The organism is Leucobacter salsicius M1-8 (assembly GCF_000350525.1).
Taxonomy (GTDB): Bacteria; Actinomycetota; Actinomycetes; order Actinomycetales; family Microbacteriaceae; genus Leucobacter; species Leucobacter salsicius.
Genome location: NZ_AOCN01000022.1, coordinates 163,857 through 179,555 on the forward strand (window position 1 = coordinate 163,857; position 15,699 = coordinate 179,555).

The 15,699-nt window shown below is 65.6% G+C and carries 12 protein-coding genes and 1 tRNA gene; 8 read left to right on the plus strand and 5 right to left on the minus strand.

Annotation, left to right across the window (positions count from 1 at the left end; translation table 11 throughout):
- Positions 1-15: 15 nt before the first annotated feature.
- On the minus strand, positions 16-1,143 hold the full coding sequence (ald, locus tag C795_RS0109840; protein WP_017793588.1) for an alanine dehydrogenase: 1,128 nt from the start codon (positions 1,141-1,143) through the stop codon (positions 16-18).
- A 195-nt stretch (positions 1,144-1,338) separates the two neighbouring features.
- On the opposite strand from ald, the gene C795_RS0109845 reads away from it, so the two are divergent.
- Complete coding sequence (locus C795_RS0109845; protein WP_017793589.1) at positions 1,339-1,827, plus strand: Lrp/AsnC family transcriptional regulator; 489 nt, start codon at positions 1,339-1,341, stop codon at positions 1,825-1,827.
- A gap of 28 nt (positions 1,828-1,855) precedes the next feature.
- Here the strand turns inward: C795_RS0109845 and C795_RS0109850 are convergent, their stop codons facing one another.
- Positions 1,856-3,577 carry a cation:proton antiporter gene (locus tag C795_RS0109850; protein ID WP_026139589.1) on the minus strand — a complete coding sequence of 574 codons (1,722 nt, stop codon included), beginning with the start codon at positions 3,575-3,577 and terminating at the stop codon, positions 1,856-1,858.
- Between the two features lie 84 nt (positions 3,578-3,661).
- Positions 3,662-4,516 (minus strand): EamA family transporter, encoded by an 855-nt coding sequence (locus C795_RS0109855; RefSeq protein ID WP_017793593.1) that lies wholly within the window; start codon positions 4,514-4,516, stop codon positions 3,662-3,664.
- Positions 4,517-4,618: 102 nt separating this feature from the next.
- On the opposite strand from C795_RS0109855, the gene C795_RS0109860 reads away from it, so the two are divergent.
- Together C795_RS0109860 and C795_RS0109865 are read left to right on the plus strand one after the other, a co-directional pair.
- A complete protein-coding gene (locus C795_RS0109860; protein ID WP_017793594.1) occupies positions 4,619-7,249 on the plus strand; it encodes a DEAD/DEAH box helicase in 2,631 nt (876 codons plus the stop codon).
- Between the two features lie 38 nt (positions 7,250-7,287).
- Positions 7,288-8,241: a Ppx/GppA phosphatase family protein gene (locus C795_RS0109865; protein ID WP_017793595.1), complete on the plus strand. Its 954-nt coding sequence runs from the start codon at positions 7,288-7,290 to the stop codon at positions 8,239-8,241.
- Between the two features lie 17 nt (positions 8,242-8,258).
- On the opposite strand, the gene C795_RS0109870 is transcribed toward C795_RS0109865, so the two are convergent.
- A complete protein-coding gene (locus C795_RS0109870; protein ID WP_033349583.1) occupies positions 8,259-9,179 on the minus strand; it encodes a LysR family transcriptional regulator in 921 nt (306 codons plus the stop codon).
- Positions 9,180-9,278: 99 nt separating this feature from the next.
- On the opposite strand from C795_RS0109870, the gene C795_RS0109875 reads away from it, so the two are divergent.
- The 4 genes from C795_RS0109875 (at position 9,279) to lysA (ending at position 14,924) form a co-directional block, all read left to right on the plus strand.
- A complete protein-coding gene (locus C795_RS0109875) occupies positions 9,279-10,883 on the plus strand; it encodes an aminotransferase class I/II-fold pyridoxal phosphate-dependent enzyme (RefSeq protein WP_232225471.1) in 1,605 nt (534 codons plus the stop codon).
- 159 nt (positions 10,884-11,042) lie between these two features.
- Entirely contained in the window at positions 11,043-12,578 is a 1,536-nt protein-coding gene (locus tag C795_RS0109880; protein ID WP_017793598.1) for an amino acid permease, read from the plus strand.
- Entirely contained in the window at positions 12,575-13,516 is a 942-nt protein-coding gene (locus tag C795_RS0109885; RefSeq protein WP_017793599.1) for a universal stress protein, read from the plus strand. The genes C795_RS0109880 and C795_RS0109885 overlap by 4 nt, the downstream gene beginning before the upstream one ends.
- Before the next feature lie 103 nt (positions 13,517-13,619).
- Entirely contained in the window at positions 13,620-14,924 is a 1,305-nt protein-coding gene (gene lysA / locus C795_RS0109890) for a diaminopimelate decarboxylase (RefSeq protein WP_017793600.1), read from the plus strand.
- An 85-nt stretch (positions 14,925-15,009) separates the two neighbouring features.
- Here lysA and C795_RS0109895 read toward each other — a convergent pair whose 3' ends face one another.
- Entirely contained in the window at positions 15,010-15,387 is a 378-nt protein-coding gene (locus C795_RS0109895; protein WP_017793601.1) for a VOC family protein, read from the minus strand.
- 166 nt (positions 15,388-15,553) lie between these two features.
- On the opposite strand from C795_RS0109895, the gene C795_RS0109900 reads away from it, so the two are divergent.
- Positions 15,554-15,628 (plus strand) — tRNA-Gln (locus C795_RS0109900).
- The last annotated feature ends 71 nt before the right edge of the window (positions 15,629-15,699 follow it).

Consider the following 15,699-nt stretch of genomic DNA (forward strand, 5'->3'; position numbering starts at 1 on the left):
GCGTACTCTGGCAAATTATGCCTGTGCTGCGAGCACGTCCTCAACCGACGAGAACGGAACGCCGTCGAATGCGTCGGCGACACCCTTGTAGGTGACCACGCCGTCGTGTGCGTTGAGGCCCTTAGCGAGCGACGCGTCGTCGTTCAGTGCCTTGACCCAGCCCTTGTCTGCGAGCGCAACCACGTAGGGGAGCGTCGAGTTGGTGAGTGCAGCGGTTGAGGTCTCGGGGACCGCACCGGGCATGTTCGCCACGCAGTAGTAGATCGAGTTGTGCACCTGGTAGGTGGGATCGTCGTGCGTGGTGGGGCGTGAGTTCTCGAAGCAGCCGCCCTGGTCGATCGCGATGTCGACGAGAACCGAGCCAACCTTCATCTGAGAAACCATCTCGTCGGTGACGAGCTTGGGTGCCTTCTTACCGGGGATCAGGACCGAGCCGATCACGAGATCGGCTTCCTTGAGAGCCTCGGTGATGTTGTGTGCGTTCGAGGTGCGGGTCTGGATACGACCGTTGAACTCGTCCTCAAGCTGCTTGAGGCGGGGCACAGCGATGTCGATGACCGTAACCTCAGCGCCCATGCCGAACGCGATGCGTGCAGCCTGCTCGCCTGCTGCGCCGCCGCCGATGACGACGACCTTGCCGCGACGGGTAGCGGTAACGCCACCGAGGAGAATGCCACGACCGCCGTTTGCCTTCATCAGCGAGTAAGCGCCAACCTGAACCGAGAGGCGACCAGCGACCTCGGACATGGGGGCGAGGAGGGGGAGGCCGCGGCTGGGGAGCTGAACGGTCTCGTACGCGATCGCGGTGGTGCCCGAAGCGAGCACTGCGTCGGTCAGGGTGCGGTCAGCAGCGAGGTGCAGGTAGGTGAAGAGCACCTGGCCCTTGCGCATCTTCGCGTACTCCGAAGCGATGGGCTCCTTGACCTTCAGGATCATGTCCGACTCGGCCCAGATCTGGTCCGCGCCCTCAATGACCTTTGCGCCTGCAGCGGCGTACTCAGCATCGGTGATAGCCGAGCCGAGGCCGGCGCCAGCCTGTACCAGGACCTCGTGGCCACGACGGGTCAGCTCGAATACGCCGGCCTCCGTGATGGCGACGCGGTTCTCATTGTTCTTGATTTCGGTGGGAATACCGACGCGCATGATGTGCTCCAAAGAATTCAGCGATTGGATTGGGTCTTATTAGCTCGCACTGCGTGGTGAACGTTGCGTGGTAGCGTCGTTCATGGCCGTGGCGCCAGCTTATAGTGCAGTATATTCGATATCGGTAGCGAAATGGTGAATTCTCTTCGGAATTCGTTGTCTGATGGAAAATTGAACCCCGGAGAGGTCACACACATGGCGGATGGAATGAAGATTCTGCGGCACGAAGTCGAGCTTGACGACGTAGACCGCAAGATCCTCGCTGAACTGCAGGCCAACGGTCGCATTACGAATGCCGAGCTCGCTGAGCGCGTCGGCGTGGCTGCCTCGACCTGCATTGCGCGGGTGCGCAGCCTCGTGAGCCGCCGGGTCATCACGGGATTCACCGCGACGGTCGACCCACGCATGATCGGCCTCGACTTGCAGGTGCTCATCAGCGTAACCGTGCGCTCGGGTGCACGGCAGCTCATTACTGAGATGAGCGACCAGCTCAAGGCGCTGCCCGAGGTGACTCAGCTGTTCTTCCTCGGCGGTGTCGAGGACTTCATCATTCACCTGGCCGCGCGTGACTCCGACCACGTGCGTGATTTTGTGACGGAGCACTTGTCGGCACATCCGGCGGTGTCTTCGACGCGCACGAGCATCGTATTCAGCCACCACCAGAACCCGGTGAGCGCGGCTTAGCGAAGCAACGGCAGCACTGCTGAACGGTCTAGTGGCCCGGAGGTGGAGCCAGCCGCGCCTCGTGCGCGTCCAGTGCGAGCTCCGCCGCGCGCAGCGCATGCGAGCTGTAGCGCCCGATGGCCCGCTCCTCTAGGAGGGCCGCTCGCTGCGCCTCCAGCGCGGTGCGCGCGAGCTTGAGATAGGCATGGGCCGGCGACTCAAGGTGGGGCGCGAGCGCGAGCGCGTCGGTCTCGGGCAGCGCGAATGCGATGGGGGCGAGGGCGTTCTTGGCGCTGGCACGCGCCCGCTCGGCTACCCGATCGGAGACATCGCGATCCGGCGTTTCATTCGCGAGCGCATCGTCGATCGCGCCGTTGGCTGCTTCGATTAGATCGCCGCTGAGCGCCGCGAGCTCGGCTGCGCTGGCCCCAGCACCGGCGCCGCGAGGCCAGAGCCGGTGAATCAGCGCGGGCAGTGTCAGCCCGTGCAGCAGCAGCGTGAGTACTGCGACCGCGAACGCGACCATGATGAGCTGCGGGCGGTACGGAATCGTGATCGGAATCGATTGCGCCGCGGCGAGGGTAACCACACCGCGCATGCCGCTCCAGCTGAGTACCGCGCCCTCACGCCACCCGAGCTGCTGATCGCGTTCGTGAGCGATGTCCGCGTGCATGCGCTGTTCGAGGAGGTCGCGGCGACGCTGCTTGCGCGCACTGGGCACGGTCGAAGATCGATCAACCGCGCGCGTGAAGCTGCGCTTGCGGCGCTGATAGGACCGCACCGTACCTCGCATCGACCAAATCAGCGGCACCATAAAGAGCGCACGGCATACGATGAGCACCCCGACCACCGCGAGCGCGATGAAGGGGACGTGGGCGAGCACAAAATTGCTGTCGTGTACCTGCTCGACGAGGCCGTGGAGCTGCAACCCCATGAGTAGAAAGACGCCGTTCTCGAGCACGAACTGCACCGTGCGCCAATTGAGGCGCTCGTTCATGCGGGCCGTGGCGTTAAACCTGCGCGCGGCGTGGTGGCCGGTGTAGAGGCCGGTGACGACGACCGCGAGCACTCCCGAGGCACCGAGCTCCTCGGCGGGAATGAAGGCGACGAAGGGCACGACGAACGACACCATCGTGTCGTAGACAGGGTTGTTGAGCTTCGACCGGATCCACACTGTGACGACGCCCATCAAGCCACCGACGATCAGCGCGACGGTGACCGAGTACGCGAACGATCCGGCGGCCTCCCAAAACAGAAAGCTGCCTGCCACCGCGGCGATGGCGGTCTTGAGGAGCACGAGCGAGGTAGCGTCGTTGACGAGGCTTTCGCCCTCGAGGATCGCGACGACCCGGTCGGGCATGCCGAGCCGCTTGCCGATTGAGGTTGCGGCCACGGCATCGGTGGGACTCACGACCGCTCCCAAAGCAATGGCGGCGGGTAGCGGAATATCGGGCACGATCATGTGCAGCACAACGCCCACGACGACCGCCGAAATAATTACGAGCACCACCGACAGGCCCACGACGGGCTTGAGGTTGCGACGAAAATCAATAAGCGGCACGTTGACCGCCGCCGCATACAGCAGCGGGGGAAGGACCCCGAGCAGGATCAGCTCGGGAGTGACCTCCACGAGCGGCACGAACGGGAGATAGCCCGCGACGATGCCCACGACCACGAGCAGCAGCGGCGCTGCAATGCCAATGCGGCTGCCGAGGATGGAAGTGCCGACCAGCACGACGACACCGATCACGAGCAGGAGTCCGTATTCCATGGCGGCCACGTCACTTTCGGGTCGGCGTTAGGAGGTTCTAGTTTATGGGGGTGACGCCGCGATCGGCGTGGGAACCGAGGAACACTACCGGCGTCGCGCGAAGGCGACGACGCCGGCGCAGGCCGCGACCACGAGCGCGATCGCCGCGACCTGAACCGCAGACAGGTGCTGCGCGAGCACGACGAAGCCGGCGAGGGCCGCGACGGCGGGCCCGAGGCTCGACAGCACCCCAAACACGCGCACGGGCATGCGCCGCAGCGCAACGAACTCGAGGGCGTACGGAATCACCGACGTAAGCAATGCTGCCCCGATGAAGACGAGCACGAGCTCGGGGCGCTCGACGAAGGCCGCGGTCGCCTGCGCGGCTCCCAGCGGCAGCCCGGCAACGGCCGCGATGCACATCGCGACCGCGAGCGGGTCGATGCCGCGGGTGCCGGATCCGAGCCTCGACGAGCTCACAATGTACAGCGCCCAGAATGCGGCGGCGGCCGCGGCGAACAGCACGCCGCGAAGTGCGAGATCTGACCCGGGAGCCACTCCGAGGAGTAGCACTCCGGCGAGCGCGAGCGCGACCCAGCCGAGATCGAGCAGGCGGCGCGAGCCGAAGGCCGCGACCGCGAGCGGACCGAGGAGCTCGATGGTCACCGCGATGCCGAGCGGAATCTCGTCAAAGGCGAGGTAGATGCAGGTGTTCATGCCAGCCAGCGCAAGGCCCAGCGCGGTGACAGTGAGCCAGGTGCGCCGAGACCAGCCGCGCACCCGCGGCCGCACGAGTGCGAGCAAGATGAGGGCGGCAAATGAGAGCCGGGCGGTCGCTGCTCCGAGCGGTCCCACCGACTCGAACATGCCGCCGACCACGGCGTTGCCAAATTGCACGCTAAAAATGGCGGCGATCGCGAGCACGCTGGCGGGTACGCGCTGCAGTGAAAAGGAACTCATATGAGTCAAAACACTACCCGGCGCGCAGGAGGTGAGCCGCGCGCCCCCGCCGGTCGCTACCCTTAGAGCAGGGTTGGCCGAGCGTGACAGGAACGAGAAACGATGAGCCTTGCGACGACGGTCGAAAAACTGCGGGCAGATGCGCGTGCCGCGGGGAGCGATGGTGTGAGCCCTGATGACGCGTTTGCCGCGTTCGAGGAGTGGGTGTCGGAAGAGCGCGGGCTGCAGCTCTACCCCGCGCAGGAGGAGGCCATCCTCGGCATGACGCTCGGCAGCAACGTCGTGCTGGCGACCCCCACAGGCACGGGCAAATCGCTCGTGGCGCTCGGCGCCCACTTTGCGGCGCTGACCGAGGGGCGCCGCACGGTGTACACCGCACCCATCAAGGCGCTCGTGAGCGAAAAGTTTTTTGAACTGGTCAACGTATTTGGAGCCGAGAACGTCGGCATGGTCACGGGGGACTCTGCGATCAACGCCGACGCGCCGGTGCTGTGCTGCACCGCCGAGATCCTCGCGAATCTCGCGATTCGAGACAAGAACGTCGACAACCCCGAGACCGGCGGCATCACGCAGGTCATTATGGACGAGTTTCACTACTACGCCGACTCCGAACGCGGCTGGGCCTGGCAGGTGCCGCTGCTGCTGATGCACGACGCGCAGTTTCTGCTCATGTCGGCGACCCTCGGTGACGTCACCGATCTCGCGGCCGACCTGAGCGACGCGACGGGCCGCGACACCGCGCTCGTCACAGGCGTGGAACGCCCGGTGCCTCTGCACTTCAGCTATGCGGTGTCCCCGGCCCACGAGGTCGTCGAGGAGCTCGTGGCGGACCGCCAGACTCCCGCCTACCTCGTGCACTTCAACCAGTCGCACGCGGTTGAGCAGGCTCAGGCACTTGCGAGCATCAAGATTGTTGACCGCGCGGGCCGTGACGAGATTGCTGAGGCGCTCGGTGACTTCCGCTTCTCGACAGGCTTCGGCACCACTTTGTCTCGCCTCGTGCGCTCGGGCATCGGCGTGCACCACGCCGGTATGCTGCCGCGCTACCGCCGCCTCGTCGAGCAGCTCGCCCAGCGCGGACTGCTCAAGGTGATTTGTGGCACGGACACCCTGGGCGTCGGCATCAACGTGCCGATCCGGACCGTGGTGATCACCGCGCTCACGAAATTCGATGGCGAGAAGATGCGTCGCCTGAGCGCCCGTGAATTTCACCAGATCGCGGGCCGTGCGGGCCGCGCCGGCTTCGACACCGAGGGCGACGTGATCGCGCTCGCCCCCGAGCACGAGATTGAGAACGCGAAGGCCGAGGCGAAGGCGGCAGCCAAAGCGGCAACCGCAAAGGGCGGCAAGAAGGCGAAGCCGGTGCGCAAGAAGTCGGCGCCCCAGGGCTTCGTCGCGTGGAGCGCGCAGACGCTCGACAAGTTGGTCGCCTCAGAACCCGAGCCGCTAGTCAGCCGCATGCGCGTCACCCACTCGATGGTGCTCGGCGTGATCGGACGCGGTGAGGAGTGGGAGGGCGAGGCCCTCAATACGATGCAGATGCTGATCTTCGACAGCCACGAGCCGAAGGCGAACCAGTTCGCGCACGCCCGCACCGCCATCGAGATCTTCCGCACGTTGCGCAACGGCAACATCGTTGAGATTCACATTGACGACCGCGGGCAGAAGCTCTTGCGGCTGACGGTCGACCTGCAGGCAAACTTTGCGTTGAACCAGCCGCTGTCGCCGTTCGCGCTCGCCGCCATCGAGCTGCTCGACCCTGAGTCGAGTACCTACGCGCTCGACGTCATCTCCATTATTGAGGCGACGCTCGAGAACCCGCGCGCGATCCTGCGCGCCCAGGAACACAAGGCCCGGGGCGAGGCGATCGGGGCGATGAAGGCCGAGGGTATCGAGTACGAGGAGCGCATGGAGCTGCTCGAGGAGATTACCTACCCGCAGCCCCTTAAAGAGCTGCTTGACGAGGCGTTTCATGAGTACACGAAGGAGGTGCCCTGGGCGCGCGATTACGAGCTCAAGCCCAAGACCGTCGTGCGCGACATGATCGAGCGTGCCTTCGGGTTTCGCGACATCGTCTCCTTCTACCAGCTGGGTCGTGCTGAGGGCGGCGTGCTGCGCTACCTCAGCGATGCATTCCGTGCGCTCGAGCGCACCATTCCCGAGCAGGCGAAGACCCCCGAGCTTGAGGAACTCATCGACTGGCTCGGCGAGCTCGTGCGCCAGGTGGATTCGAGTCTCGTCGACGAATGGGAAGAGCTCGCCAACCCAGAGGCCGCGGCCGAGCACGCGGCGCGGGTCGCTCAGGCCGCCGAGCGGGGCGAGTCGATCGCGCCGCCGACGCGTTCGGTGCTGCGCAACGAACGCGCCTTTATGGTGATGCTGCGCAACGCATTGTTCCGCCGGGTGCAGGCCGCGGCCCTCGAACAGTACGGGGTGCTGGCGGAGCTTGACGGCGCGCACGGCTTCGGTGAGCAGAAGTGGCGAGACGCGCTCGCCGGCTACTTCACGGAGTACGACGACATGCTGATCACCGCAGATGCCCGCGCCGCCGGGCTGCTCGAGCTCGACCGGGAGAGCGAGGCTGACGGCAGCTGGAGCTTTCGCCAGGTGCTGCTCGACCCCGCGGGTGACCGCGACTGGGCAATCGAGGGCATCGTCGACCTGGCTGAGTCGGAGTTGGAGGGCGAGCCCGCGGTGCGCGTCAAGCGAGTCGGCCCGTTCGTGGGGGAGTGACGGGTCGAGGAACTCCCCGCAACCACTAGACTCAACGCATGCGCCTCGGAGTCATCGACGTTGGGTCAAACACTGTTCACCTGCTGATCGTTGATGCGCACGCGGGCGCAAGCCCCGTGCCGTATCACTCGCAGCGTTCGGTAGTGCGCTTGATGCGCTACCTGGGCCCCAGTGGCGAGATTCTCGAAGAGGGCGTGCAGCTCATCATCGAGGCGGTGCGCGAGGCGGTGGTGACCGCGAATGAGATCGGGGTCGATGATCTGATTTGCACCGCCACCAGCGCGGTGCGCGAGGCCACAAACGGTGAGGACGTGCTCCGGCGCATCGCTGAGGCCGGGGGCATCGTCCCCGATGTACTGTCGGGCGAAGACGAGGCCCGGATCACGATGCTGGCGGTGCGCCGCTGGCTCGGGTGGTCGGCGGGCGAGATCCTACTGTTCGACATCGGCGGCGGATCGTTCGAGATCGCGCAGGGCTCCGACGAGTACCCGGATGTCCAGGTGTCCTTGCCGCTCGGAGCCGGCCGGTCGACGATTCAGTACCTCGCAGAGGATCCACCGTCGCGCGAGGCCGTGTCCGTGCTGCGTGAGCACGCCCGCACCGAGTTCACGCGTGTGCGCGATGAGCTGTTCGCGGGGCGGCCACGCCCCAAGCGCGTCGTGGGCACCTCCAAGACGATCCGGTCGCTTGCCCGCCTCGTGGGTGGCCCGGCTGATCCGGTGACCGGCGACCTCGCCCCACTGCACTACACGGGCCTGCGCGAGTGGGAGCCCTCGCTGCGAGATATGCCAGGATCGGTGCGGGAGTATCTGCCGGGAATCACGCCCGAGCGCGGCTACCAGATCATGGCCGGAGCCGTCGTGCTGCGCACGGCTATGAAGGTGTTCGACGTATCGACGCTCACGATCTCACCGTGGGCCCTGCGCGAGGGCATCGTGCTGCGTTACATCGACGCGCTTGATGGGCGCGGCGCCGATCCCGTCAACGCGTAGCTGATCCGGATCGGCCCTTACCCGAGCTCCTCGATCGCCGCGCGTACGGCGGCCGCGAGCTGCCGGGCCGCGGGGCCCGGTTGCAGCTTGGGGCCCTCGCCGGGAGCCGCGAGCACGATCGAGCGCGCGAACTCGGGGGCATCGATGGGGCGCAGCTCGACGCCCGGGTGATGCGAGCCGATGGCGAGCTTCGGGAAGAGCCCGATGACCATGCCCGCCGCGACCATGCCGAGCATCACCTGCACGTCGTCCGTGCGGATGGCGACGTTGAGGGTGTGGCCGGCCGCCGCAAACGTGTCGATGAGCACCGTGTCCATCGGATCGCCCTGGGTGGAGCCGAACAGCCAGCGTTCGTCGGCAAGCGTGACGAGCGTCTCGAGGTCGATGACGTCGCGTGAGGCAAGCGCATTTCCCTCGGGGAGCGCGAGCATGAGCGGGTCACGCAGCACCTCGGTAGTGGCGGTGCCGGGCCGAAACGGCAGGTCGTAGCCGACCACCGTGTAGACCAGGGCGGCATCGAGCTTGCGCAGGTTGAGGTCGGCGACAAGCGGCACCGACTCCTCGAGGTGCGCATCGACCTCGATGCCCTGCGCCGCGACTCGGGACACGATCTGCGGCAGCAGCTTGGCCGCGGCGGTGGGAAACGTGCCAAAACGCAGCCGCACCCGTCCGTGCTCGGTGAGCTCGCGCGCATCCTGCAGCGCGCGCTCGGTGAGGGTGAGGATCTGGTCGCCCCGGTCGAGCAGCAGCGCCCCCACCTGGGTGAGCGTGCTACCCCGGGTCGAGCGCTGCAGTACAGGAGCGCCCACCAGGCGCTCGAGATTCTTCAGGTGGTAGTCGACCGTGGGCTGGCTCCACCCCAGCGCGCGGGCGGCGCGGGTCACCGAACCCTCGTCTCGCACCGCGCTGAGTGCCTCGAACTGGCGTAAATCAATCACCGGGGTCACCTACTCCATATATGACATAGCGTGCTTTGCGTCGCAAGAGCCACATACATAGTATGTGGCATCCGAGAAGTGTAGGGGATTCCCCGTGCAATGGCATCGGGCCACGATGGACACATGCTGTACGCCGTCTCTGCACTCACAGATGCCCCCGAACTCACCGACGTTCCCGAACTGGACGTTGATGTCCACGCTGCGGTGCACACCAACCCCCACGAGGCCACGCCCTACGCCGACGCTCTCGACCGCTACATCGCGCGCGACCCGCTGCAGCTGATGGTGCCGGGCCACGGCGGGAGCGACTTCGGCATTAGCCGACGCCTCTCGGAGTTCTTCGGCGAACGCACCCTACGCCTCGACGTGCCGATGCTGATTGACGACATCGACCTCGGCGACGACAGCCCGCTCGACCAGGCACTCGCGCTCGCCGCCGACGCCTGGGGCGCTAAGCGCACCTGGTTTCTCACGAACGGTGCCTCGCAAGCCAACCGCACCGTCGCGCTCGCGGTACGGGGTCTCGGCGAAAACGTGCTCTCGCAGCGCAGCGCACACTCCAGCTTCAGCGACGGCGTGCTGCTCGCAGGACTCACCCCCACGTTCGTGTTTCCGTCGGTCGATGAGGACAACGGAATGGCCCACGGCGTCTCGCCTGCCGCACTCGATACCGCGCTCACCGCAGCCTCCGAAGCCGGGCAGTCCGCGGCAGCCGTCTACATCGTCTCGCCGAGCTACTTCGGTTCGGTCGCCGACGTGCGTGCCCTCTCGGAGGTGGCCCACGCCCACGGTGCACCCCTCATCGTCGACGGTGCCTGGGGCCCGCACTTCGGGTTCCACCCCGCGCTGCCAGAGTCACCGGCCCGACTCGGCGCTGACCTGGTGATCTCGAGCACCCACAAGCTTGCCGGGTCGCTGACCCAGTCGGCGATGCTGCACCTGGGTGACGGCCCGTTCGCGGAACAGCTCGAGCCGCTCGTCGAACGCGCGTTTGCGATGACCGCCTCGACCTCGACGAGCGCGCTGCTGCGAGCCTCGCTCGACATTGCGCGGCACGCGCTCGCCACAGGCCAGGAAGCGATCGGACAGTCGATCGATGCTGCCCAGGGCTTTCGCGATCAGTTGCGCGCGGATGACCGCTTCAGCGTCGTGAGTGATGACTTCGAGCGGTTCGAGGACATCGTGGAGACCGACCTGCTGCGCGTTCCCATCGATGTTTCGGCTGCTGGGGTGAGTGGACACTGGGTGCGCCAGCGCCTAGTTGACGCAGAAGGAATCTACCTCGAAATGTCGACCGCGACCGTCGTCGTAGCCGTCATCGGGGCAGGCAAGGCGCCCGACCTGGACCGGGTCTATCGCGCACTCGTCGCGGCCGTCGAATCACCCGAGGCCGAGATCGAGCGGGCGCACCACGCCCGGTCTGAAGCATTCCCCGCGCTGCCCGCACCGGGTGAGCTGCGCATGCTGCCCCGCGCCGGCTTCTTCGCGCAGACCGAAGTCGTACCCACGCGTGAGGCTATTGGCCGGGTGTCAGCGGACACCCTTGCGGCCTACCCGCCCGGCATCCCCAACGTCATGCCCGGCGAGGAGATCACGGCAGAGACTGTCGCGTTTCTGACCGCGGTAGGTGCCTCGCCGTCGGGGTACGTGCGCGGGGCAATCGACGCCGACGTGGCACACATGCGCGTGGTCGTGGAAGGCTAACCCGCTCACACACAAAGCTTCGGCCGGGGCCCCGTGCCTCGGCCGTTTCCCTGTGCCTACCGGCACAGGGATAATGGAACGTAGCCGCAACAGGCGACAGCGTTCCGTCGGAGCCCGCAGGCTTCAGACAACGACGTCTAGAGAAAGACAGCAATAGCGATGACCATGACCCTGCGACAGCAGCTCTTTCGAGTGAAACCCGTGCCCAAGGCAGGTGGTGAAGGGAAGAGCGAGCTCAAACGCAGCATCGGGCTCTTCCAACTCACCATGATCGGTGTCGGTGGCACAATCGGTACCGGTATCTTCTTCATCCTGTCTGAGGCGGTGCCGATTGCTGGCCCCGCCGTGATCTGGTCGTTCATCATCGCGGGCACCGTCGCGGGGCTGTCGGTGCTGTGCTACGCCGAGCTTGCGAGCGCGGTGCCAGTGTCGGGCTCCTCTTACTCGTATGCGTACAGCACCCTGGGAGAGCTGCCCGCGATGGGGGTGGCCGCCTGTCTGCTGCTTGAGTATGGTGTCTCAACCGCCGCCGTCGCGGTGGGATGGTCGCAGTATGTGAACCAGCTCATCAATAATCTCTTTGGATTCCAGCTGCCCGATCAGCTGCTGTATGCCCCCGAAGAGGGCGGTATCATCAACCTCCCGGCCGTGATCCTCATCGGCTTGTGCATGTTCCTGCTGATTCGCGGCACCTCGGAATCGATCGTGGCGAACACCATCATGGTGCTCATTAAGATCGCCGTGCTGCTGTTCTTCGTCGCTGTGGGCATCACCGGGTGGAACGTCGACCACTTCGCAGACTTCGCACCCTTCGGATTCGCGGGCGTCATGACCGGCGCCGGTCTCATCTTCTTCTCCTTCGTAGGCCTCGACGCAGTCGCGACCGCGGGCGACGAAGCCAAGAACCCGCGCCGCAACCTCCCGATCGCTCTGATCTCGGCACTCGTCATCGTGACGACCGTGTACGTGCTCGTCGCGGTTGTCGGACTGGGAGCACAGGCGAGCGAAGACTTCGCGGGCCAGAGCGCGGGCCTCTCGGCAATCCTCGAGAACATAGTGGGCGCAACTTGGCCAGGCACCGTGGTAGCCGCCGGCGCCGTGATTTCAATCTTCAGCGTCACGCTCGTGGTGCTGTACGGCCAGACCCGCATCCTGTTTGCAATGTCGCGCGACGGCATGGCGCCCAAGATCTTCCAGAAGGTCAACCCCCGTACGCAGACCCCCGTCGCCAACACGATCATCGTGTCGATCATCGTGGCGATTCTCGCTGGTGTGCTGCCGATCAACTTCCTCGCCGAAATGACCTCAATTGGAACGCTCGCAGCGTTCCTCGTCGTCTCGATCGCGGTTATGGTGCTGCGCAAGCGCGAGCCCGACCTCGAGCGCAAGTTCCGCGTCCCGCTCTACCCGGTCGTGCCGATCCTGTCGATCATTGGCTGCCTCTGGATCATCAAGGATCTGCGGCCCATCACCATCATCGTGTTTGCGATCTGGACGGCCCTCGTGCTCACCTGGTACTGGTTCACGGGCCGCAAGAACTCGGTGCTCGGTCAGCAGATCGAGACCGGCAAGATCGTGCTCGTTGGCCCGGGCCGGTACGAGCTCACGGAGCCTGCAGATCTTGCGGTTGATGCGGCAGATGTTGATCCGGATCATGGCCAAGCCACCAGCGCACGCGATGGAGAACAATCATGAGTGACCTTTCGGGATCCGTTGTCGTAGGCGTTTCGCCCGCGCACCCGTCGCGCGCGGCGGTGCGCCTCGGCGCACTGCTCGCACGCTCACACCGCGCCCACCTCGTGCTGGTCGCCGTGACGTCAGCGGCCTGGCCGCCACTGCCTTCGAATCGTGGCGCCGACAGCGACTTTCGCGAGTTCGCGACCCGCCAGGCCGAGCGGGCCCTGGCAGAGGCTCGTGCCTGGCTGCCCGAGGGAATGCACGTTGCCGAGTTGGTGAAGGGTGCCTCAAGCGCTCGCCGAGGGCTGCTGGAGGTCTGCGAGGAGCAGGCAGCGGTGCGGCTCGTCGTCGGCGCCCGCGCCGAGGGCGCACACCACGAGATCGAGCTTGGCTCGGTCGCGTCGAGCCTGATGCAGAGCGCGCACCTGCCCATCGCGATCGCTCCGCACGACTACGAGGTCGCCGATGACGCGCTGGTTTCGCGGGTGACCGCCTCTTACTCGGGGTCCGAGACCTCGGGGGAGCTGGTGCTGGGCGCGGCGGCGACCGCTGCCAAGTTTGGCTGCGGCATTCGTGTTGCATCGTTCCACACCCGCCCTCGCGGCTTTATGGAATCAGGGGTAGGGCTCGACGTCGAGGACGAGGTCATCGCGGAATGGGGTGCCGTGATTCGGCAGCATGTTACCCAGCTCCTCGGGGATATCGAAGGGTTCGCTGCCCCGCCCGAGGTCATCGATGCCGCGGTCGGCGTCGGTCGACAGTGGCACGAGGCGCTGCGAGCAGTCGATTGGCTGCCCGGCGAGGTGCTGCTCGTGGGGTCGACCAGCCTCGGGCCGATCGCGCGCGTCTCTCTGGGGTCGCACGCCGCCAAGATCGTGCGCCATTCGCCGGTGCCGGTCGTCGTAGTGCCGCGTCGTGCCACGAGTGACTACGTCGCCCAGGCGAAGCACGCATAGAATTCACACGCCTGTACCGCGAGTGAGAGTTTCTCGTTCCCCGTCATTCTGCGGGAACGGCTCATCGAAACCAAAGCGCAGAATCACCAGCAAAGGAGTCCTCATGTCACACCTGAACCAGCCCAGTCCCGAAGCAACACGGGTGGATGAACTGTGGTCGATCTTGCCCGAGGAATCGGCTGTCGACGAGGCCGGCGTGCTGCACATCGGCGGCGTCTCTGTTGAGCAGCTCGCTGAGCAGTACGGCACCCCACTCTACGTCTACGACGAGGCCGGGCTGCGCCGTCAGGCACGACGTCTGCAAGACGGACTTCGCGAGCGCTGGCCCAACTCCGAGGTGTTGTTTGCCTCGAAGTCGTTCCCGGCGGTGGGCATGTACAAGCTGGCGGCTGAGGAGGGTCTCTCGGTCGACATTGCGGGTGCGGGTGAGCTCAAGCTCGCGCTCGCGGCCGGCGTGCCGCCCGAGCGGCTGCACTTTCACGGCAACGCCAAGACCGATTTCGAGTTGTCGCTCGCACTCGAGGTGGGTATCGACACGATCATCGTCGACAACGAGGACGAGCTTGATCGTCTCGAGCGGCTGCTTACGAAGCCGCAGAAACTGCTGCTGCGCGTGATTCCCGGCGTCGAGGCGAAGACGCATGCCTCGCAGGCCACGGGCGGGGATGACTCCAAGTTCGGGCTTCCCATGGATCAGGCCCTGGCAGCGATCGAGCGTATGCGTGCGCACCCGCTGATGCAGTTCGAGGGTGTGCACCTGCACATTGGATCGCAGATTCTCGACGTCGACCAGTTCGCAGAGGCCGTCACGAAGATCTCGACGGCCGGCACGTTCGCCACCTACGATGTGGGCGGCGGGCTCGGCGTGAAGTACACGTATGACGAGACGGCGCCCAAGATTGACGACTACCTTGACGCGATCGTGAATGCGGCGCGCGCGCACCTGCCGGCTGATGCGAAGCTGCTCATTGAGCCCGGCAGGTCGCTCGTCGCGCGCTCGGGTGTGACGCTCTACCGGGTGACCTCGGTGAAGCATACGGGACGCGTGTTTGCGGCCGTCGACGGCGGCATGGCCGACCAGCTCGATGCAGCACTCACCGACCAGCGCTTCGAGGCGGTTCTGGCGAACCGGGTGCTCGATCCCTGGACCGAGACGGTGCAGCTCGTGGGCCGTCAGTGCGAATCGGGCGACCTACTCGTCGACCGCGCCCCGCTGCCCGCGCCCGAGGTCGGTGACCTTGTGGTGCTCGCTACCACCGGCGCCTACGGCTACACGCTTGCGAACAACTACAATGGAGCGCTTAAGCCGGCCATCGTGTTCGTGAAGGACGGTGCTGCCCGACTCGTCGCGCGCCGCGAGACCTATGACGATCTGCTCGCGACCCACGTTCCGGCGATCGATGCGTAACGCACGCTCTTGAAACGACACAGGCCCCAGCGCATGCGCTGGGGCCTGTGTCGTTTGATCCGGATCAAACGAGCCCGGATCGAGACTAGAGCTGCTCGACCGCGAAGTAATTGTCTTCGGGGTCAGCAAAGTTGAACGTCGTGCGGCCGCCCATGGTGGCGAGTTCTCCGACCGTCACGCCCGCCGCATCGAGGCTCGCACGCATGCCGGCGGCGTCCTTGCTGCCAAACAGGATCGACGGGGTCGCGAGATCGAGCTCGGGTGCCATGCGGGCGACTGTCGCACGATCAAAAAGTACGAGGGCCGTGGTGTCGTCGGGAGACGCGGCGAGCTCGATCGACAGCACGCGACCGTCTACGCGCTGGGTGTCGCGCCGGGAGAACCCGATCTCGCGCTCCCAGAACGCGGCCACGCGCTCGGGGTCGTTGACGTACACCATGACTTTGCCGAACTGATCGATCATGTGGGCCTCCTTGAAAGCAACGGTTTATCGGGGGGACCCCGCCAGTATTGCAGTGGCGGCACGCCCGGGCAACCGCCTCCGCGGGGCCCGTTTTGAGTTGGAGCGGGGGCTCGTGTAGAGTTAAATCTTGTTGCGCCGCTCCGGTTGCGCGGCGAGTAGTTCCCCTTGGGATATGGTGTAATTGGCAACACATCGGTTTCTGGTACCGACATTCTAGGTTCGAGTCCTGGTATCCCAGCCAAGTAACTCCCCGGTCATTCGACCGGGGAGTTTTTCGTTTTCTACCCGCCCCTGAAGTGTGGCATTCACTCC

What these genes read in the sequence shown, in the direction of transcription:
- C795_RS0109885 (WP_017793599.1), top strand. Translation starts at nt 12,575, where the DNA reads ATGAGTGACCTTTCGGGATCCGTTGTCGTAGGCGTTTCGCCCGCGCAC.
- C795_RS0109895 (WP_017793601.1), bottom strand. Translation starts at nt 15,387, where the DNA reads ATGATCGATCAGTTCGGCAAAGTCATGGTGTACGTCAACGACCCCGAG.
- C795_RS0109875 (WP_232225471.1), top strand. Translation starts at nt 9,279, where the DNA reads ATGGCATCGGGCCACGATGGACACATGCTGTACGCCGTCTCTGCACTC.
- lysA (WP_017793600.1), top strand. Translation starts at nt 13,620, where the DNA reads ATGTCACACCTGAACCAGCCCAGTCCCGAAGCAACACGGGTGGATGAA.
- C795_RS0109865 (WP_017793595.1), top strand. Translation starts at nt 7,288, where the DNA reads ATGCGCCTCGGAGTCATCGACGTTGGGTCAAACACTGTTCACCTGCTG.
- C795_RS0109845 (WP_017793589.1), top strand. Translation starts at nt 1,339, where the DNA reads ATGGCGGATGGAATGAAGATTCTGCGGCACGAAGTCGAGCTTGACGAC.
- C795_RS0109855 (WP_017793593.1), bottom strand. Translation starts at nt 4,516, where the DNA reads ATGAGTTCCTTTTCACTGCAGCGCGTACCCGCCAGCGTGCTCGCGATC.
- C795_RS0109880 (WP_017793598.1), top strand. Translation starts at nt 11,043, where the DNA reads ATGACCATGACCCTGCGACAGCAGCTCTTTCGAGTGAAACCCGTGCCC.
- ald (WP_017793588.1), bottom strand. Translation starts at nt 1,143, where the DNA reads ATGCGCGTCGGTATTCCCACCGAAATCAAGAACAATGAGAACCGCGTC.
- C795_RS0109860 (WP_017793594.1), top strand. Translation starts at nt 4,619, where the DNA reads ATGAGCCTTGCGACGACGGTCGAAAAACTGCGGGCAGATGCGCGTGCC.
- C795_RS0109850 (WP_026139589.1), bottom strand. Translation starts at nt 3,577, where the DNA reads ATGGAATACGGACTCCTGCTCGTGATCGGTGTCGTCGTGCTGGTCGGC.